The organism is Pseudomonas sp. FGI182, assembly GCF_000511325.1.
Classification (GTDB): Bacteria; Pseudomonadota; Gammaproteobacteria; order Pseudomonadales; family Pseudomonadaceae; genus Aquipseudomonas; species Aquipseudomonas putida_Z.
The window spans coordinates 370,992-390,471 of sequence record NZ_CP007012.1 but is presented as its reverse complement, the minus strand read 5'-3'; the positions used below and the strand labels follow the sequence as shown (position 1 = coordinate 390,471).

The 19,480-nt window shown below is 63.8% G+C and carries 12 protein-coding genes; 7 read left to right on the top strand and 5 right to left on the bottom strand.

Translation table 11 applies throughout. From position 1 onward, the window contains the following. Window positions 1–22: 22 nt before the first annotated feature. Window positions 23–2,956 (bottom strand): bifunctional [glutamate--ammonia ligase]-adenylyl-L-tyrosine phosphorylase/[glutamate--ammonia-ligase] adenylyltransferase, encoded by a 2,934-nt coding sequence (glnE, locus tag C163_RS01665; protein WP_025337409.1) that lies wholly within the window; start codon window positions 2,954–2,956, stop codon window positions 23–25. A gap of 383 nt (window positions 2,957–3,339) precedes the next feature. Between glnE and aceE the strand changes: the two genes are divergently transcribed. The 5 genes from aceE (at window position 3,340) to C163_RS01640 (ending at window position 12,218) form a co-directional block, all read left to right on the top strand. Further along, window positions 3,340–5,985, top strand: coding sequence for a pyruvate dehydrogenase (acetyl-transferring), homodimeric type (gene aceE / locus C163_RS01660; RefSeq protein WP_025337408.1), 2,646 nt, complete (start codon window positions 3,340–3,342; stop codon window positions 5,983–5,985). Window positions 5,986–5,998: 13 nt separating this feature from the next. Beyond that, entirely contained in the window at window positions 5,999–7,642 is a 1,644-nt protein-coding gene (gene aceF, locus C163_RS01655; RefSeq protein WP_025337407.1) for a dihydrolipoyllysine-residue acetyltransferase, read from the top strand. 375 nt (window positions 7,643–8,017) lie between these two features. Continuing rightward, the gene (locus tag C163_RS01650; protein ID WP_025337406.1) at window positions 8,018–10,708 is read left to right on the top strand and encodes a bifunctional diguanylate cyclase/phosphodiesterase; all 2,691 of its coding nucleotides are present in this window, start codon (window positions 8,018–8,020) and stop codon (window positions 10,706–10,708) included. A 214-nt stretch (window positions 10,709–10,922) separates the two neighbouring features. Next, the gene (gene msrA / locus C163_RS01645; RefSeq protein WP_025337405.1) at window positions 10,923–11,591 is read left to right on the top strand and encodes a peptide-methionine (S)-S-oxide reductase MsrA; all 669 of its coding nucleotides are present in this window, start codon (window positions 10,923–10,925) and stop codon (window positions 11,589–11,591) included. A gap of 3 nt (window positions 11,592–11,594) precedes the next feature. Then, window positions 11,595–12,218, top strand: coding sequence for a glutathione S-transferase (locus tag C163_RS01640; RefSeq protein WP_025337404.1), 624 nt, complete (start codon window positions 11,595–11,597; stop codon window positions 12,216–12,218). A gap of 149 nt (window positions 12,219–12,367) precedes the next feature. Here C163_RS01640 and creD read toward each other — a convergent pair whose 3' ends face one another. The 4 genes from creD to C163_RS01620 all read right to left on the bottom strand — a co-directional run bounded on the left by creD (window position 12,368) and on the right by C163_RS01620 (window position 16,688). Continuing rightward, window positions 12,368–13,696: a cell envelope integrity protein CreD gene (gene creD, locus C163_RS01635; protein WP_025337403.1), complete on the bottom strand. Its 1,329-nt coding sequence runs from the start codon at window positions 13,694–13,696 to the stop codon at window positions 12,368–12,370. 190 nt (window positions 13,697–13,886) lie between these two features. Next, window positions 13,887–15,323 carry a two-component system sensor histidine kinase CreC gene (creC, locus tag C163_RS01630; RefSeq protein WP_013970529.1) on the bottom strand — a complete coding sequence of 479 codons (1,437 nt, stop codon included), beginning with the start codon at window positions 15,321–15,323 and terminating at the stop codon, window positions 13,887–13,889. Continuing rightward, complete coding sequence (gene creB, locus C163_RS01625; protein ID WP_025337402.1) at window positions 15,323–16,003, bottom strand: two-component system response regulator CreB; 681 nt, start codon at window positions 16,001–16,003, stop codon at window positions 15,323–15,325. The genes creC and creB overlap by 1 nt, the downstream gene beginning before the upstream one ends. 184 nt (window positions 16,004–16,187) lie before the next feature. Continuing rightward, window positions 16,188–16,688, bottom strand: coding sequence for an ATP-dependent zinc protease (locus C163_RS01620; RefSeq protein ID WP_015268670.1), 501 nt, complete (start codon window positions 16,686–16,688; stop codon window positions 16,188–16,190). 182 nt (window positions 16,689–16,870) lie between these two features. On the opposite strand from C163_RS01620, the gene C163_RS01615 reads away from it, so the two are divergent. Further along, complete coding sequence (locus C163_RS01615; protein ID WP_025337401.1) at window positions 16,871–17,758, top strand: acyltransferase; 888 nt, start codon at window positions 16,871–16,873, stop codon at window positions 17,756–17,758. A 245-nt stretch (window positions 17,759–18,003) separates the two neighbouring features. Then, window positions 18,004–19,353 carry an APC family permease gene (locus C163_RS01610; RefSeq protein WP_025337400.1) on the top strand — a complete coding sequence of 450 codons (1,350 nt, stop codon included), beginning with the start codon at window positions 18,004–18,006 and terminating at the stop codon, window positions 19,351–19,353. Window positions 19,354–19,480: the final 127 nt, after the last annotated feature.

Below are 19,480 nucleotides of genomic sequence, written 5' to 3'. Positions count from 1 at the left end.
CCGCAAAGCGGCCCCAGCAATCTCAAGTCAAACCCAATTCACCCCAGATCCGCCGCACCTCACGGCGTTCATCGGCAAACTGCGCCGCATCGATAACCCCGGCCTGCTTCTGCAGGGCCTGGCGGTGCGAGGCCGAGCGGAACGCCTTGTACACTTCACGCAACAGCACCGCGTCACTGGCCGGCATCAAACCCGCCTGCTCCAGCTCTTCCAGAATGCGGATGTTATCGGTCCATCGGAGTATGGCCGGGTGGTCGTGGGACCAGGCCAAAGCGGCGTATTGCACCATAAATTCGATATCGACGATACCGCCGGCATCCTGCTTGATATCGAACGGCACACCGGCCTCGAAGGCGTTTGCCGCGGTACCGGCTGCGGTGGCCTTGGTGCCGAGGTTGTCGCGCATCTTGGCGCGCATTTCGCTCACTTCGCTGCGCAGTTTTTCCAGGTCGCGGGCCTGGCCCAGCACCTTGGCGCGCACGCCTTCGAACGCCGTGCCCACCTGCTTGCAGCCCACCAGCACCCGGGCCCGCACCAGGGCCTGATGCTCCCAGGTCCAGGCCTCGTTCTGCTGGTAGCGCTCGAACGCTCCCAGCGAACTCACCAGCAGGCCCGAGGCCCCCGACGGGCGCAGGCGCATGTCCACGTCATACAGCTGGCCCGAGTTGGTCTGGGTGGTCAGCAGGTGAATGATGCGCTGGCCCAGGCGGGTGAAGAACTGCGCACTGTCGATCGGCTTGGCGCCGTCGGTTTCCGCCTGCGGGTCGCCGTCATGGATGAATACCAGGTCCAGGTCCGAACCGTGGCCCAGTTCCAGGCCACCTACCTTGCCGTAGCCGATGATGATGAAGCCCGGGTCGCACAGGCTGCCGTCGCTGCGCTTGGGCTGGCCGTGGCGAGCCACGGTCTGGCGCCAGGCCAGGGCCAGTACCTGGTCGAGGATGGCCTCGGCCAGCCAGGTCAGGTAGTCGCTGACTTTCATCAGCGGCAGGTTGCCGCTGATTTCCGAGGCGGCCACGCGCAGGCTGTGGGCCAGCTTGAAGTGGCGCAGCGCCTCCATTTGCTGTTCCAGGTCGTCCTCGGGAATGCGCGTCAGGCGTTCGCGCAGTTCGCTGGCCAGCTCCGGCGCCAGTGGCGGGCTGAACAGGCGGCCTTCATTGAGCAGTTCGTCGAGCAGCAGCGGGTAGCGGGCAATCTGCTCGGCAATCCACGGGCTGGCGGCGCACAGGGTCAGCAGGCGGCGCAAGGCGCCGGGGTTTTCGGTCAGCAGCACCAGGTAGGCAGAACGGCGTGCCACGGCCTCGACCAGCGGCAGCACGCGCTCGAGCACCAGGTCGGGGTTGTCATGTTCCACAGCCTGGGCCAGCAACCGCGGGATGAAGGCGTCCAGGCGCTCACGGCCAATCCGCTGCATCGAACGCAGCTGCGGGCTGGAGCGCAGCGCGGCCAGGCGCCGCAGGGCTTCGGCGGGCTGCTGGAAACCGGCCTCCTGCAACTGACGGCCAGCGGCATCTTCATCCTGCGCCTGCTCCCACAGCGGCGACCATTCGCCACCCACCACCAGCTCGCCCTCGCCGTCTTCGTCATCCGGGTCGGCGATCACCTGGCGGAAGTGCCAGTCAATCCGGCCACGCCAGTGCGTCAGCTGGTCATGGAAGCTTTGCCAGTCGGCATAACCGAGCATGTAGGCCACCCGCGCCTTATCGGTCTCGCTGTCCGGCAGCATCTGCGTCTGGCGGTCGGCGATGGCCTGGATGGCGTGTTCGGTATAGCGCAGGAACTCATAACCCTCGCGCAGCTCGGCGACCACGGCTGGCGGCAGGTAGCCCTGGCCCTCGAGGGTGGCCAGCACTTTCAGCAGCGGCCGCTGTTGCAGGCTGAGGTCGCGCCCGCCGTGGATCAGCTGGAAGGCCTGGGCGATGAATTCCACCTCGCGAATGCCACCGGCACCCAGCTTGATGTTGTCGGCCATGCCCTTGCGCCGCACTTCCTGCTGGATCAGCTGCTTCATGGTGCGCAGCGCTTCGATCGCGGAAAAGTCCAGGTAGCGGCGGTACACGAACGGCCGCAGCATCTCCTGCAGCTGCGCGCCGGCCGCCTGGTCACCGGCCACCACCCGCGCCTTGATCATCGCGTAGCGTTCCCAGTCACGGCCCTGGTCCTGGTAGTACTGCTCCAGGGCATTGAAGCTGAGCACCAGCGCGCCGGCCGAGCCATACGGGCGCAGGCGCATGTCGACGCGGAACACGAAACCGTCGACGGTGACCGGGTCCAGCGCCTTGATCAGGCGCTGGCCCAGGCGGGTGAAGAACTCCTGGTTGTCCAGCGAGCGCTTCACCCCTTCGGTTTCGCCGCCTTCGGGGAAGGCGAAGATCAGGTCGATGTCCGACGACAGGTTCAGCTCCACCGCGCCCAGTTTGCCCATGCCCAGCACCACCATGTGCTGCGGCTGGCCGCTGCGGCTGCCGACAGGCGTGCCGAACTGCTGGCAGTGGCGCGGGTACAGCCATTGGTAGGCTTCGTCGATGGCGGCGTCGGCCAGGTCGGACAGGTCGCGGCAGGTTTCGCCCAGCGCGGCCTGGCGGGTGATGTCGCGCCAGATGATGCGCAGTTGTTGGCGGTTGCGCTCGCGGCGCAGGTTGCGCGCCAGCTCGTCCTCGCTCTGCGCCGCCTGGGCGGCTGCAGCAATGTGCCCGCGCAGTTCACCCGCGGCGTAACGTCGATCCAGCTCGCCACTGGCCAGCAGGCCGAACAGCATGGCCGGCTCGCGCCGGACCAGGCCGAGCACGAAGTCGCTGGCGGCGGCTACCTGGTCGAACTGTTGCCGGTGCAGCGGGCTCCAGGCCTGGAGATCGAGTTCCGGGTGGGCAGCCACCGCATCGCTGATGAATTGCTGGTTGCGCGCGACCAGCGGCTGCAGGGTAGCGGGCAGATCGGACGGCAAAGGTAGGCGCATGGTCTATCCTTGATCGGCGTGAAATAGAGGGGAAGAAGCGGCCAAGGGGAAGCCGGACCACGGTTGGACTGTCGTACAAAAGTTGGAAATAGCTGAAAGAAGCGAAAAAATGGCAACAAACATCAAGAATTACCCGTTCGCGACACAATGCCAACCAACATGAACGTTTTTCCTCACAAGCCAACATGCGACGAAACGTCGCACAAATGTAGTTTTACTACTACTCGTGTCGTGTAAAAGCATGAAATGCGAAAGCAAATGTAGTAAAACTACACGGCGCCGGAGGACACCCCGGTAATCCAAGAATTCACGACGTCTGCCCATAAGGCCAGTCGCAATCTCAGGCAATCGATTCTGGTTGCCTTTCCGCCCTGGAGCAAGCCATGCAAGACCTCGATCCAATCGAAACCCAGGAATGGCTGGATGCCCTGGAGTCGGTCCTCGACAAAGAAGGCGAAGACCGCGCTCATTACCTGATGACCCGTATGGGCGAGCTGGCCACCCGTAGTGGCTCCCAGCTGCCGTATGCGATCACCACGCCATACCGCAACACCATCCCTGTCACCCACGAAGCACGCATGCCTGGCGACCTGTTCATGGAACGCCGCATTCGCTCGATGGTGCGTTGGAACGCCCTGGCCATGGTCATGCGTACCAACCTGAAAGACTCGGACCTGGGCGGACACATCTCCAGCTTCGCCTCCAGCGCCACCCTGTACGACATCGGCTTCAACTACTTCTTCCAGGCCCCGACCGAAGAACACGGCGGCGACCTGATCTTCTTCCAGGGCCATGCTTCGCCAGGCGTCTACGCCCGTGCGTTCATGGAAGGCCGCATCAACGAAGACCAGATGAACAACTTCCGTCAGGAAGTGGACGGCAACGGCCTGTCTTCGTACCCGCACCCATGGCTGATGCCTGACTTCTGGCAGTTCCCGACCGTTTCGATGGGTCTGGGCCCGATCCAGGCCATCTACCAGGCACGTTTCATGAAGTACCTGGAAGCCCGTGGCTTCATCCCGGCCGGCAAGCAGAAGGTCTGGTGCTTCATGGGCGACGGCGAGTGCGACGAGCCGGAATCCCTGGGCGCAATCGCCCTGGCCGGCCGCGAGAAGCTGGACAACCTGATCTTCGTCATCAACTGCAACCTGCAGCGCCTCGACGGCCCGGTTCGCGGCAACGGCAAGATCATCCAGGAACTCGAAGGCGTGTTCCGTGGCGGTGGCTGGAACGTCAACAAGGTCGTCTGGGGCCGTTTCTGGGACCCACTGTTCGCCAAGGACACCAACGGTGCCCTGCAGCGCCGCATGGACGAAGTCATCGACGGCGAGTACCAGAACTACAAAGCCAAAGACGGCGCGTACGTTCGTGAGAACTTCTTCAACACCCCAGAGCTCAAGGCCATGGTCGAAGACCTGTCCGACGAAGAGATCTGGAAGCTCAACCGTGGCGGCCACGACCCGTACAAGGTCTACGCGGCGTACCACCAGGCGGTCAACCACAAGGACCAGCCTACCGTCATCCTGGCCAAGACCATCAAGGGTTACGGTACCGGTGCCGGCGAAGCCAAGAACACCGCGCACAACACCAAGAAGGTCGACGTCGACAGCCTGCGTCACTTCCGTGACCGCTTCGACATCCCGGTCAAGGATGCCGACCTGGAGAACCTGCCGTTCTTCAAGCCGGAAGAAGGTTCTGCCGAAGCCAAGTACCTGGCCGAGCGCCGTGCTGCCCTGGGCGGTTTCGTGCCACAGCGCCGCGCCAAGAGCTTCAGCGTACCGACCCCGCCACTGGAAACGCTGAAAGCGATCCTGGACGGCTCGGGCGACCGCGAAATCTCCACCACCATGGCCTTCGTGCGTATTCTGGCGCAGCTGGTCAAGGACAAGGAAATCGGCCAGCGCATCGTCCCGATCATCCCGGACGAAGCCCGTACCTTCGGTATGGAAGGCATGTTCCGCCAGTTGGGCATCTACTCGTCTGTCGGCCAGCTCTACGAGCCAGTCGATAAAGACCAGGTGATGTTCTACCGCGAAGACAAGAAGGGCCAGATCCTCGAGGAAGGCATCAACGAAGCCGGCGCCATGTCGTCGTTCATTGCTGCCGGTACCTCGTACAGCTGCCACAACCAGCCGATGCTGCCGTTCTACATCTTCTACTCGATGTTCGGCTTCCAGCGTATTGGCGACCTGGCCTGGGCCGCTGGCGACAGCCGCACCCGTGGCTTCCTGATCGGCGGTACCGCCGGCCGTACCACCCTGAACGGTGAAGGCCTGCAGCACGAAGACGGTCACAGCCACATGATGGCGGGCACCATCCCGAACTGCCGCACCTACGATCCGACCTACGGCTACGAGCTGGCGGTGATCATCCAGGACGGCATGAAGAAGATGACCGAAGAGCAACAGGACATCTTCTACTACATCACCGTGATGAACGAATCCTACCAGCAGCCAGCCATGCCGGCCGGTGTCGAGGAAGGCATCATCAAGGGCATGTACCTGCTGGAAGAAGACACTCGCGAAGCCGCGCACCACGTACAGCTGATGGGCTCCGGCACCATCCTGCGCGAAGTCCGCGAAGCAGCGAAGATCCTGCGTGAAGAGTTCAACGTCGGTGCCGACGTGTGGAGCGTCACCAGCTTCAACGAACTGCGTCGCGACGGCCTGGCCGTGGAACGCGCCAACCGCCTGAAGCCTGGCCAGAAGCCACAGCAGACTTACGTCGAGCAGTGCCTGAACGGTCGCAAGGGCCCGGTCATCGCCTCCACCGACTACATGAAGCTGTTCGCCGAGCAGATTCGCCAGTGGGTACCGAGCAAAGAGTTCAAGGTCCTGGGTACCGACGGTTACGGTCGCAGCGACAGCCGCAAGAAGCTGCGTCACTTCTTCGAAGTCGACCGCCACTTCGTGGTGCTGGCTGCCCTGGAAGCCCTGGCTGACCGTGGCGAGATCGAACCAAAGGTTGTTGCAGACGCTATCGTCAAGTTCGGTATCGACCCGGACAAGCGCAACCCACTGGACTGCTGAGGAGTATTTTTAAGTGAGCGAACTCATTCGCGTACCTGACATCGGCAGCGGTGAAGGTGAAATCATCGAGCTGTTCGTCAAGGTCGGTGATCGTATCGAGGCTGACCAGAGCCTGCTGACTCTGGAGTCCGACAAGGCCTCCATGGAGATCCCGGCCCCGAAAGCCGGCGTCATCAAGGAACTGAAGGTCAAGCTGGGCGACCGCCTGAAAGAAGGCGATGAGCTGCTGGTCCTGGAAGCCGAGGGCGCCGCTGCTGCGGCCCCTGAGGCCCCGGCCGCAGCCCCGGCCCAGACTGCTGCGCCGGCTCCGGCCGCCGAAGCCGCCCCTGCCCCAGCTCCGGCAGCAGCCCCGGCTGCCGCCAGCGTGCAGGACATCCACGTGCCGGACATCGGCTCGTCGGGCAAGGCCAAGATCATCGAAGTGCTGGTCAAGGTCGGCGACACCGTCGAAGCCGACCAGTCGCTGATTACCCTGGAGTCCGACAAGGCCTCCATGGAAATCCCTTCGCCGGCTGCCGGCGTGGTCGAAGAAGTCCTGTGCAAGCTGGAAGACGAAGTCGGCACTGGCGACCTGATCTTCAAGCTGAAAGTCGCGGGCGCTGCCCCGGCTGCAGCTCCGGCACCTGCCGCTGCTGCCGCCCCGGCCAAGGCTGAGGCGGCTCCGGCCGCTGCACCTGCCGCTGCTGCCCCGGCTGCTGCCCCTGCACCGGTTGCTACCGCACCGGCTGCCGGCAGCAACGCCAAGGTTCACGCAGGCCCGGCGGTTCGCCAGCTGGCCCGTGAATTCGGCGTCGACCTGGGCGCGGTTGCCGCGACCGGTCCGCACGGCCGCATCCTGAAAGAAGACGTGCAGGTCTACGTCAAGGCGATGATGCAGAAGGCCAAGGAAGCACCGGCAGCCGCTGGCGCAACCGGTGGCGCCGGCATCCCGCCGATCCCTGCCGTGGACTTCAGCAAGTTCGGTGAAGTGGAAGAAGTGGCCCTGACCCGCCTGATGCAGGTCGGTGCTGCCAACCTGCACCGCAGCTGGCTGAACGTGCCGCACGTGACCCAGTTCGACTCCGCCGACATCACCGAGCTGGAAGCCTTCCGCGTTGCGCAGAAGGCCGTGGCCGAGAAGGCTGGCGTGAAGCTGACCGTGCTGCCACTGCTGCTCAAGGCCTGCGCCTTCCTGCTCAAGGAACTGCCGGACTTCAACAGCTCGCTGGCGCCAAGCGGCAAGGCCATCATCCGCAAGAAGTACGTGCACATCGGCTTTGCCGTGGACACCCCGGACGGCCTGCTGGTCCCTGTGATCAAGAACGTCGACCAGAAGAGCCTGCTGCAACTGGCTGCCGAAGCGGCTGCGCTGGCCGAAAAAGCCCGCACCAAGAAGCTGTCGGCCGACGAGATGCAAGGCGCTTGCTTCACCATCTCCAGCCTCGGCCACATTGGCGGCACCGGCTTCACGCCGATCGTCAACGCGCCGGAAGTGGCTATCCTGGGCGTCTCCAAGGCGACCATGCAGCCGGTCTGGGATGGCAAGGCATTCCAGCCGAAGCTGATGCTGCCGCTGTCGCTGTCCTACGATCACCGTGTGATCAACGGTGCTGCCGCCGCGCGCTTCACCAAGCGCCTGGGCGACGTGCTGGGCGATATCCGCACCATGCTGCTGTAAGGCAGCCCACTGCCCCTCCCCGCGAGGGGCAGTACCCTTTTCGAGCTGCCACGCTCGTACCTCAACCCCGTCGATTGGCGGGGCTTTTTTTTGCCCGGATTTTCCGGGAGGGCTGCACCCTCTGTGGGAGCGGGTTCACCCGCGAACACCGGCGCAGCCGGTGCCATGTACTGTGTTGGATTCTTCGCGGGTAAACCCGCTCCCACAGGCCGCAAAGCGGCCCCGGAACTATCAGCCAGACTACAGATTCCCACCCACCAGCCGATAACCCGTCCACAGCATCACGCATGGCTGCTTGCCAGCCCCCGGGACATGATGCAACCTTGCCAGACCTGCCGCCCCCAAGGCCGCGTTTCCTCTTCAAGCGAGTCTTCGATGAAAAGCCAACCCGATGCCGCCAGCCGTGTGGCGGCCGAGGTCGTCACGCAGTTACCCGTGCCCTCGCGGCTCGGCATGCTGCGTTTCGAAAGGCTCAACGAAGCCAGCTGGACCATGCTCTACCTCGACCCGGCCTGCGAGCGCCAGTTCGGCCTGCACGCCGGCGACCTGTGCGCCTTGGTAGACGCACCCTATGCCAGCCTGATGGAACCCGAAGCCCGCTACCGGCTGCACGACGAGATCCAACTGCAACTGGCCCAGCGCGGCTACTACCGCGTGCGCTACACCTTGCACACGCCAACTGCATCGTTACGCCTGCTGGAGGCTGGGGAAGCCTACAAGCAGCACAACCGCCACCTGTTGCGCGGCTACCTGAGCGTGCTCGACGACCTGGCTGAAGATACCGGCGAGGCCGGTGCCAGCGACCTGGAATCGCGCAACAACCGCCTGCAACTGGCCCTGCAACTGAACCAGCGCGCGCAGCAGGAACAACTCGAGCATCTGGACCGGGTACGCGGCCAGCAGGACCTGATCCTGCGCCTGGCCCGCCAGCGCTACAGCGCCGGGAACTCGCTGCGGGAAGCCGCCCAGCTGATAACCCAGAGCGCCTGCGAGATCTACAAGGTGGACTGCGCCAGCATCTGGCACCTGGAAGACCAGCGTCTGGAGCCGATCATCGCGTGGTACCGGGACGCGCAAGAGCACCGCCAGCCCGAAGCAATCGATGCCAGCCACTTCCCCGATTATCTCGACGCGCTGCACGCCAGCCGCGCCATCGACGCCCACAATGCCGGCCACGACCCGCGCACCCGCGCCCTGGCGCAAAGTATGTGCCCGGAAAACAAGGCCATGCTCGATGCCAGTATCCGTGTCGATGGCCAGGTAGTCGGCGTGCTGTGCCTGGAACAGACCGGCCAGACACGGGCCTGGCAGTCGGACGAAATCGCCTTTGCCGGCGAACTGGCCGACCAGTTCGCCCAGGTCATCACCAACCACAACCGGCGCACCGCCGCCAGCGCCCTGCACCTGTTCCAGCGTGCGGTCGAGCAGAGCGCCAACGCCTTCCTGCTGGTCAACCGCGACGGTGTGGTGGAGTACGTCAACCCCAGCTTTACCGCCATCACCCAGTACAGCACCGAGGAAGTGCAAGGCCGCCACCTGGGCGAGCTGCCGGCGCTGGAGAACCTGAGCGAGCTGCTGTTCGACTCGCCGTCGAGCCTGGCCATGGGCAACAGCTGGCAGGGCGAGTTCAAGAGCCGGCGCAAGAACCTCGAGCCCTACTGGGGCCAGCTGTCGATTTCCAAGGTATACGGCGACAACCGTGAGCTGACCCACTACATCGGCATCTACGAAGACGTCACCCAGACCAAGCTGGCCCAGCAGCGCATCGAGCGCCTGGCCTACACCGACAACCTGACCAACCTGGGCAACCGCCCGGCGTTCATCCGCAGCCTGGACGAGCGCTTTGCCCGCGATGGCGAGTACTCGATGTGCCTGCTGCTGGTGGACATCGACAACTTCAAACGCATCAACGACAGCCTCGGCCACCAGACCGGCGACAAGCTGCTGATCAGCCTGGCCCGGCGCCTGCGCAACAGCCTGCACACCGGCGGTATCCTGGCGCGCTTTGCCAGTAACGAGTTCGCCGTGCTGCTGGACGACACCAGCCTGGAAGATGGCCAGGGCGTCGCCCAGCAACTGCTGCGCACCCTCGACAAGCCGATGTTCGTCGACAATCAGCTGATCAACGTCACCGCCTCGGTGGGCCTGGCCTGCGCGCCACTGCATGGTGCCGACCCGGCCAGCCTGATGAAGAACGCCGGCCTGGCGCTGCACAAGGCCAAGGCCAACGGCAAGCACCAGGTGCAGGTGTTTACCGAAGTGCTCAATGCCGAAGCCAGCTACAAGCTGTTCGTCGAGAACAACCTGCGTCGCGCCCTGACCCAGAACGAGCTGGAGGTGTTCTACCAGCCCAAGCTGTGCCTGCGCAGCGGCCGCCTGCTGGGGCTGGAAGCACTGCTGCGCTGGAACCACCCCGAACGCGGCATGATCCGCCCGGACCAGTTCATCAGCGTGGCGGAAGAAACCGGCCTGATCATCCCCATCGGCAAATGGGTGGTGCGCCAGTCGTGCCGCATGAGCCAGCAACTGCGCGAGGCCGGCATGGGCAACTTGCATGTGGCCATCAACCTGTCGCCCAAGCAGTTCTCCGACCCGGACCTGGTGGCGTCGATCAGCACCATCCTCGAGGAAGAGGCCCTGCCCCCGCACCTGCTGGAGCTGGAGCTGACCGAAGGCCTGCTGCTGGAGGCCACCGAAGACACCCACCGCCAGCTGGATGAGCTGAAGGCACTGGGCCTGACCCTGGCCATGGACGATTTCGGCACCGGTTATTCGTCGCTGAGCTACCTGAAGAAGTTTCCGATCGACATCCTCAAGATCGACCGCAGCTTCATCAACGAGATCCCGGACAACCAGGACGACATGGAAATCACCTCGGCGGTGGTGGCCATGGCTCACAACCTCAAGCTGAAGGTGGTGGCCGAGGGTATCGAGACGCCGGAGCAGCTGGCGTTCCTGCGCCGGCACCGCTGCGACGTGGGCCAGGGCTACCTGTTCGACCGGCCGATTCCAGGGCGCGAGCTGGCTGAACGGCTGAAGCGCTATCCGCGTGGCCCGGTGGCCTGACAGCCGCGCAAACCTCGGGCACTATAAGAGCCCATACGGGCCCCTTCGCGGGCACGCCCGCTCCCACAGGGACACCACAACCTTTCAAACCGGTGTTGTACCTGTGGCTCCCACAGTGGTCACCACAAACCTTGAAACCTGTGTTGTACCTGTGGGAGCGGGCATGCCCGCGAATGCCCCAGCACCTATCTACCTGACATACAGAGGAACGGCCATGGTCCTGCGTTCGGAAATCCTGGTGAACAAAAACGTCATGCCAACCGCGGAACAGGCCCTGCCTGGCCGCGAAACGCCAATGAGCCTGCCCGAGTTCCACTATGTGTTCGAAGGCACTCCACTGCTCGGCCCCTTCTTCGAAGGTGCCATCGACTTCGCCATCTTCGGCCTGGGTTGCTTCTGGGGCGCCGAGCGCCGCTTCTGGCAGCGTGAAGGCGTGGTCAGCACAGTGGTCGGCTACGCCGGCGGCTTCACCCCCCACCCCACCTACGAAGAAGTCTGCTCGGGCCTGACCGGCCACACCGAAGTGGTGCTGGTGGTGTTCGACAAGGACAAGGTCAGCTACCGCGAGCTGCTGGCGATGTTCTGGGAGCTGCACAACCCGACCCAGGGCATGCGCCAGGGCAACGACATCGGCACCCAGTACCGCTCGGCCATCTACTGCACCAGCCCTGAACAGCTGGAACAGGCCAAGGCCAGCCGCGACGCCTTCCAGGCCGAACTGAGCAAGGCCGGTTTCGGCGAGATCACCACCGAAATCGACCAGGCACCGACCGTGTACTTCGCCGAGGCCTACCACCAGCAGTACCTGGCCAAGAACCCGGACGGCTACTGCGGTATCGGCGGTACCGGCGTGTGCCTGCCACCGAGCCTGCAGGGTAACTGAAGCATGAGCACGATGACTCTGTTCCACTCGCCGTTGTCGCCTTTCGTGCGCAAGGTCATGGTGGTGTTGCACGAGACCGGCCAGCTTGCGCGCGTGCAGCTGCAGCCGGTGAACATCAGCCCGGTCAGCGGTGACCCACAGCTCAACCAGGACAACCCGATCGGCAAGATCCCGGCCCTGCGCCTGGAAGACGGCACCGTGCTGCATGACAGCAGGGTGATCTGCGAGTACCTCGACCTGCAGCACGTCGGCCTGCCGCTGCTGCCGCGCGAAGGCTCGGCGCGCTGGCGGCGCATGACGCTGGTGTCGCAGGCCGATGCCATCATGGAGGCGGCGGTGTCGAGCCGCTATGAGAGCTTCCTGCGCCCTGAAGACAAGCGCTGGGATGGTTGGCTGCAGGCACAGGGCGACAAGATCCGCCGTAGCCTGGCCAATCTGGAGCAGGAGCATTTGCCCGAGTTGATGTCCGGGTTCGACCTGGCAGCGATCGGTGTGGCCTGTGCACTGGGGTATCTGGATTTGCGCCAGCCCGAGTTTGGCTGGCGGGAACACCAGCCTGGATTGGCGGCGTGGTATGCCGAGGTGGCCAAGCGGCCGTCGATGGTGGCAACAGCACCGGCAGCCTGACAGGCCCATTCGCAGCACAAGGCTGCTCCTACAGGCACTCGTGCTCCCCTGTAGGAGCAGCCTTGTGCTGCGAATGCCTCACCTCGGTATCACAGGAAACAGCTGCCCGATCCTGAGGGCCAGCCACCGCCCGATCTCTCTGTCCTCCCTCATGCCGCCCTCCCCACCCGGGCCCAATCCAGCCGCCGGGTCAGCACCATGAATACCCCCAGCAGGCCGAAGCACAGCAACGAGCCCATCAACAGCGCATAGTCCTCGGCACTCAGCAGCCCGTAGAGCAGCGCATACAACGCCGCCAACCCCACCGCAAAGCCCACTCCACGCCCCAGGCTGCGTAACACATGGCTCAGGTAGAAGCCGATCAGCAGCACACATGCCGAAGCTGACAGCCCATACGCCAAACCAAAGCCGATGTGCTCGGACAACGACAGCAACAGCAGGTAGAAGAACGCCAGCGCCACCCCCACCAGGATGTACTGCACCGGGTGCACGCTGAGGTTCTTCAGCACTTCGAACAGGAAGAAGCCGGCGAAGGTCAGGGCGATGAACAGCAAGGCGTACTTGATTGCCCGCTCGCTCTTCAGGTACTGGTCCACCGGGTCGACGAAGCTGACACCGAAGCTGCGCTCGCTGAAGTCCGCACACTGCCCGGCGGTGGCGCACTGACGCAGGGCGTCTTCGAGGTTGGTGGCAAAGAACGAGGTCTGCCAGTGGGCAGTGAAGCCCTGGGCGTCGATGTCGCGACGACTGGGCAGGTAGTTGCCGACGAAGCTCGGGTGCGGCCAGTTGGCGCGCAGGTCCACGGCACTGGTGCGGCCCACCGGCACCACGTGCAGCTGGCCGGTGCCTTGCAGTGCAAGATCGAAACCGTAGCTGAATTCACGCGCCTGCAGGCCGTCCAGCCCCGGCAGGCTGGCGTGCACGCCACCACGCATCCAGTCGAGCCGGGTACCGGCTTCGAACGGCACTTTCTGCTCGCCCATGCTCAGCTCCAGGCCGTTCTCGATGCCGCGGATATCGCTGATGCCCACCACCAGGAACGGCTTGTCGAAACGGTAGTCGTCGAAGTCCTTGTCGATGCCCCAACGTTCCGGGAGCTTGAAGCGGCCACTGATACGGCCCTTGGCGTGGAACAGCCGGGCCTGGTAGATGCCACGGGCGCGCAGTTCGGTGTCCACGCCCAGGTCGGCGTGGAAGGTTTCCGGCAGGAAGTACAGGTGGCCGGCAATGGTGCTGGTTTCCTGGGTGCGCTCGCCGTCCTTTTCGATCCAGCGGCGCTGGTACTTGCGGTAGGGCACCACCAGCAGCGGGCCGCTGAGTTGCTGGTCGAAGCTGGCGCTCTGGGCGATATCGCGCAGCACACTGTCGCGCAGGGCCTGGCGTTCACCGATCAGGCCGCTGATCAGCAGTAGCGGGACGAGCAGCAGCAAGATCAATACGGCGATCATGCCGAGTTTGAAACCGAGGGTCTTGTTCATGGGGCCTCCTGTGGCAGTGGGCGCAGTGTCTGCGCCTTGCGTGGAGGCTTCGGGGAGATGGTGTGGAGATTGTGTGTTTTTGGGGCCGCTTTGCGGCCCATCGCGACACAAGGCCGCTCCTACAGGAGGACGCGCGCTCTTGTAGGAGCGGCCTTGTGTCGCGATGGGCTGCGCAGCAGCCCCGGCAATGTCAGCTGATACGCCGCACCGGCAGCCACAACCTCACCCGCACCCCTCCATCGACGTTATCCACAGCCAACGCCCCGCCATGCAGCTGCATCACCTCGGCCACAAAATTAAGCCCCAACCCGGTGCTCTTGCGCCCGCTCCCCGGCCGCGGCAGCGAGTAGAACCGCTCGCTCACCCGCCCAATGGCGTAGGCCGGTATCGCCTGCCCCTGGTTGAACACACTCAGCGCCACCCGTTCGCCATCGCGCTCCAGGTCGAACAACAGCGCGCCTCCCTCCGGGGTGAAGTCCAACGCGTTGTCGAGCAGGTTGGCCAGCGCCTGGCGCATCAGGAATGGGTCACACAACAAGCGCAAACCAGCCGGCACCCGCTGGCGCACCTGCAAATCGGCACCTTCGATACGCGCCGCATGGGCCAACAGCAACTCGTCCACCAACGCCGCCAGCGCCACCTGCTGCTCATCCTCCAGCGCCTGCATCTGCTCGACCCGGGCCAGGTTGAGCAGGCGTTCGATCATCTGCTGCAAACGCTCGCTCTCGCGCTCGATGTTGCCGGCAAAGCGCGCCCGCTGGTCAGCCGGCATGTCATCGCCCTGCAACAGCTCGGAAGCGCCACGAATGGCCGCCAGCGGGCTTTTCAGCTCGTGTGTCAGGGTATGCACATACCGCTCGACATAGGCCTTGCCCTCCAATTGCGTGCGCATGCGCTCGACCGCCTGGGCCAGGTGCGCCAGTTCGCCACCCTTGTAGTGCGGCAGGGCGGCGCGCTCGCCCTCGCTGACCGCCTGGGCGTAGCGGGCCAGCCGGCGCAGCGAGCGCGCCAGCCACCACGACAACGCGGCACCGATCAGCAGGCCCAGGCCGATCAGCCCCAGGCCCAGGGTAAGCAGGCGCCGTTCGGAGCGGTCGATGTACGGTTGCAGCGAGCTGTTGGGCTTGGCCACGGTGACCACGCCGATGATCTTGCCATCGTCGATGATCGGCGCGCCCACGTGCATCACCGAGGTGCTTTCATCGTCGGGGTCGCTGCGGGTGGAGCGGGCGCCGTACTGGCCACGCAAGGTCAGGTACACGTCATTCCACTTCGAGTAGTCCTTGCCCAGGTCCTCGCCGCTGGAGTCCAGCAGCACGGTGCCCTTGGCATCGGTGACATAGATGCGGTGGCTGACCTGGTTCTTGGCCAGGCCCCAGATCTGCGCACCCGGGCTGCGCGAGCCATAGGCCTTGAGCACTTCGGGCAAGCGGCTCTGGTTCAGGGTGCCGGCCTTGACGTCATCGTGCAGGATCTCGGCCAGCAGGTTCGCGGTGTCTACCAGCGTTTCTTCAGAGGACTGGCGCACCACCGGACGAATCTGTTCGCGCACCGTGTTGAGCAGAAAGTAGCCCGCCAGCCCGACGAACAGGAAGTACACCAGGAAGATCCGGATGCCCAGGCGCATCAGGCATGGTCCGGGCTGTAGCTGTAGCCGAGGCCACGGTGGGTCTGGATCGGTTCGGCATCGCTGGCCACCTGGCGCAGCTTGGCGCGCAGGCTCTTGATATGGCTGTCGATGTTGCGCTCGTAGCCGACGTCAGAGGCCACGCCCACGGCGTCCAGCAGCTGTTCGCGGCTGAATACCCGGTGCGGTTGCTCGAGCAGGCATTGCAGCAGGCGGAATTCGTGACGGGTAAGGGGGAGTGGCTGGCCGCGGTAGGTAATCTGCATGCGCAAGGTGTCGAGCTGGAACAGCGTGGCCTCGACAGCGGGCTCGACCCTGGGGCCCATGCGCTTGAGAATCGCCCGTACCCGCGCCGCCACTTCACGCGGGCTGAAGGGTTTGACCACATAGTCGTCTGCACCGATTTCCAGGCCCACCACCCGGTCGATTTCGCCATCGCGGGCGCTGAGGAACATTACCGGTACTTCGCTGAAGCGGCGCAGCTGGCGGCAGGTTTCGAAGCCACTGATATCAGGCAGGCCGATATCGAGGATGACCAAGTCGGCCGGGCGCTGGCGCTGCTGGTCGAGGGCGGCGCTGCCCAAGGTTACCCATTCGGTGCTATGGCCGTCGGCCTGCAGGGCGTAGACCAGGGTGTCGGCGATGGCAGCTTCGTCTTCGACGATGAGGATGTGGGGCATGGCGTCCGGGCCTGTGCAGATATCTATGGCGACGCACTATTGTGTAGGAGCGGCCTTGTGTCGCGAAAGGGCCGCAGAGCGGCCCCGACAATGTCTGCATCAACGCTGGAATCGTGGGGCCGCTTTGCGGCCCGATCGCGACACAAGGCCGCTCCTACAATGGAGGGACCAATGCGGTTTCGAATCAGCAGCCTGGCTTGCCAGCGGTGAACTTCTTGGCCGGGTTGACCGCCGCCTTGAACTCGCGCAAAGCCTTGGAGCCCACCAGCAGCGGGTAGTTGAAGCTGCTGCGGTCCACCAGGTTGACCTCGACGGTGCGCTTCACGTCCCCCAGGCACAGCTCCAGGTCGACCACCGGGCGCTTGGAAATTTCCGGCGCATCGCCTTCCTCCTCTTCATCGGCACGGCCCTTGATCTTGCTGATGCGCGAGACCTTGTGCTCGTACACCTTGCCGTCCGAGTCCTTGGTGGCCAGGCGGAAGCGCACCCACTCGTCGCCATCACGGGTGAACAGCTCGATGTCCTTGGCCGACAGCGACGCGGTGAAGGCACCGGTATCCATCTTGGCTTTCAGGGTTTCGCCCAGTTCGGGCAGGGCTATGTTCTCGTAACGGCCATAGATTGTGGGCTCGGCGGCCATGACCGGCAGCGCCAACAACGACAACAGGGCAAGCAGAGGTTTCACAGGCAAGCTTCCTTGAGGAGGGACAGTGCTTAGACTGCACTGGCAGGATAGGTTCGCTGTCACAAGCCTAACCAACATAATGTGAAACATTTGTCCTCGCCGCAGGGCACTGGAAATTTGGCGTAGGCCACTGCCCTGCTTATCATTGCCAACCGTTTATCTCCCACAACAAGAGTCTCTTTATGCGTCGCCTGCTGACCGGCATCCTCACTACCACCCTGCTGCTGCTCAACACCCTGGTGTTGATCTGCCCGCTGCTGGTCTTCGCCCTGCTCAAACTGGTGCTGCCGGGGCGTGGGCGTGACTATGCCTCGTGGGCGGTGATGTGGGTGGCCGAGACCTGGTCGGAGATCGACAAGGCCATCTTTGCCCTGTGCATTCCTACCCAGTGGGATATCCGCGGCGTCGAGAACCTGCGCAAGGACACTTCGTACCTGGCCGTCAGCAACCACCAGACCTGGGTCGATATTCCAGCGCTGATCGAGAGCCTCAACCGCCGTACACCGTTCTTCAAGTTCTTCCTGAAAAAGGAGCTGATCTGGGTACCACTGCTGGGCCTGGCCTGGTGGGGGCTGGATTACCCGTTCATGAAGCGCTACAGCAAGGCGTTTCTGGAAAAGCACCCCGAGCTGAAAGGCAAGGACCTGGAAATCACCAAGGCTGCTTGTGAACTGTTCAAGCGCCAGCCGGTGACCGTGGTGAACTACCTGGAAGGCACACGCTTCACCGAAGCCAAGCGTCAGCAGCAGCAATCGCCGTATCGCTACCTGCTCAAGCCCAAGGCTGGTGGCGTGGCGTTCGTGCTGGCGGCATTGGGCGAGCAACTGGATGCCTTGCTGGACGTGACCATCGTCTACCCCGGCAACAAGGCGCCGGGTTTCTGGGATTTGCTCAATGGCAGCATCAGCCGGGTGATTATCGACATTCGTGTGCGTGAACTGGACCCAATGCTGTGGGCGGGGGATTACGAGAATGATGCTGAGTTCAGGCAGACCGTGCAGGCCTGGGTGAACCAGTTGTGGGTGGAGAAGGACTTGAGGATCGAGCAGCTGCGGGTGGAGATGGGCTGAGATCTTTACTGCCTGATCCGGCCTCTTCGCGGGCATGCCCGCTCCCACAGGATCTCCACAGTTTTCGAATTCTGTGCAGGTCCTGTGGGAGCGGGCGAGCCCGCGAAGAGGCCGGTACAGGCATTACAAGAACCCGATTAAAAACCTGGCTAATAATCAGCATTAGGATTACTTCTTTGTCACACCCCACCTAAGTGGATAAAAATCGACCAAAGCACAACTACAAAAATGCTCTGGATCGAACGATGGCCAACCCACCCAGCTCCACCCCCGTCCAGCTCCGCCGTGTCCTCGGCCTGCCCGCCCTGGTGTTCTTCGGCCTGGTGTACATGGTCCCGCTGACCATCTTCACCACTTACGGCATCGTCACCGAACTTACTGGTGGCCGCACGGCCGGCGCCTATATCGTCACCCTGGTGGCCATGCTGTTCACCGCCACCTCCTACAGCTTCATGGTCAAACGCTTCCCGGTCGCGGGCTCGGCGTACTCCTACACCAACATGGCCTTCGGCCCGAACGTGGGCTTCCTGGCCGGCTGGTCGCTGCTGCTCGACTACCTGTTCCTGCCGATGATCAATTACCTTCTGATCGGCCTGTTCCTCAACATCGCCTTCCCGGCCATCCCCGCATGGTCGATCGCGCTGGCCTCTATTGCCCTGGTCACGGTGCTCAACGTGGTCGGCATTCACTCTGTGGCCAAGACCAGCAACCTGATCGTCGGTGCACAGATCGTCTTCATCGTGGTGTTCGTCGCCCTGTCCTGCCAGTCCCTGGCTGGCCAGCCGCTCGACCTGCTTTCGCCACTGCTGGGCGACGGTTCGCAGCCGGGCTTCGGCGCGCTGATGGCTGGTGCGGCGGTGCTGTGCCTGTCGTTCCTCGGCTTTGACGCTGTCTCGACCTTGGCCGAAGAATGCCGCGATGCCCGCCGCGATGTGCCACGGGCAATCATCCTCACCACCCTGTTCGCCGGCGTGCTGTTCACCGTGCTGGCCTATGTCAGCCAACTGGTACTGCCGGGCACCACTTTTGCCAATGCCGATGCGGCGGCCAATGAGGTGATGTTCAAGGCGGGCGGGCAGTTCCTGGCCAACTTCTTCACTGCGGCCTATGTGGCCGGCAGCCTGGGCTCGGCGCTGGCCTCGCAGGCGGCGGTGTCGCGCATTCTGTTCACCATGGGCCGTGACAAGGTGCTGCCGCAGCGAACGTTCGGCTACCTGTCACCGCGCTTCGGCACGCCGGTGTTCGCCATTCTGCTGGTTTCGGCGTTCTCGTTGCTGGCGTTGGTGATCGACCTGGCGACCCTTGCCTCGCTGATCAGCTTTGGTGCGCTGGTGGCGTTTTCGGCGGTGAACCTGGCGGTGGTTAAAACCCATCTGGTGGACGAAGCCAGCCAGCGTAGCGTCAAAGGGCTGCTGTGTTATGGCGCGGTGCCGCTGGTGGGGTTGGGGTTGACCTTGTGGCTGTGGACCAGCCTGTCGGCGCTGACACTGGTGATCGGCCTGTGCTGGTTTGCGCTGGGTCTTGCATACCTGGCAGTACTGACCGCCGGCTTCCGCCGCCCGGTGCGGCTGGTGGACTTCACCGAAGCGACCTGACTCGCCTTTGCGGGATACACCAATCTCATGGCCTGCGCTGGCCTTTGTAGGAGCGGCCTTGTGTCGCGAAAGGGCTGCAGAGCAGCCCCGGCTATATCTGCATCGACGCTGAAATAGTGGGGCCGCT

Excerpts from the sequence above, each read along its gene's own strand:
- creB (WP_025337402.1), bottom strand. The coding sequence starts at position 16,003 with ATGCCCCACATCCTCATCGTCGAAGACGAAGCTGCCATCGCCGACACC.
- C163_RS01650 (WP_025337406.1), top strand. The coding sequence starts at position 8,018 with ATGAAAAGCCAACCCGATGCCGCCAGCCGTGTGGCGGCCGAGGTCGTC.
- C163_RS01640 (WP_025337404.1), top strand. The coding sequence starts at position 11,595 with ATGAGCACGATGACTCTGTTCCACTCGCCGTTGTCGCCTTTCGTGCGC.
- aceE (WP_025337408.1), top strand. The coding sequence starts at position 3,340 with ATGCAAGACCTCGATCCAATCGAAACCCAGGAATGGCTGGATGCCCTG.
- C163_RS01610 (WP_025337400.1), top strand. The coding sequence starts at position 18,004 with ATGGCCAACCCACCCAGCTCCACCCCCGTCCAGCTCCGCCGTGTCCTC.
- glnE (WP_025337409.1), bottom strand. The coding sequence starts at position 2,956 with ATGCGCCTACCTTTGCCGTCCGATCTGCCCGCTACCCTGCAGCCGCTG.
- creC (WP_013970529.1), bottom strand. The coding sequence starts at position 15,323 with ATGCGCCTGGGCATCCGGATCTTCCTGGTGTACTTCCTGTTCGTCGGG.
- C163_RS01615 (WP_025337401.1), top strand. The coding sequence starts at position 16,871 with ATGCGTCGCCTGCTGACCGGCATCCTCACTACCACCCTGCTGCTGCTC.
- msrA (WP_025337405.1), top strand. The coding sequence starts at position 10,923 with ATGGTCCTGCGTTCGGAAATCCTGGTGAACAAAAACGTCATGCCAACC.
- creD (WP_025337403.1), bottom strand. The coding sequence starts at position 13,696 with ATGAACAAGACCCTCGGTTTCAAACTCGGCATGATCGCCGTATTGATC.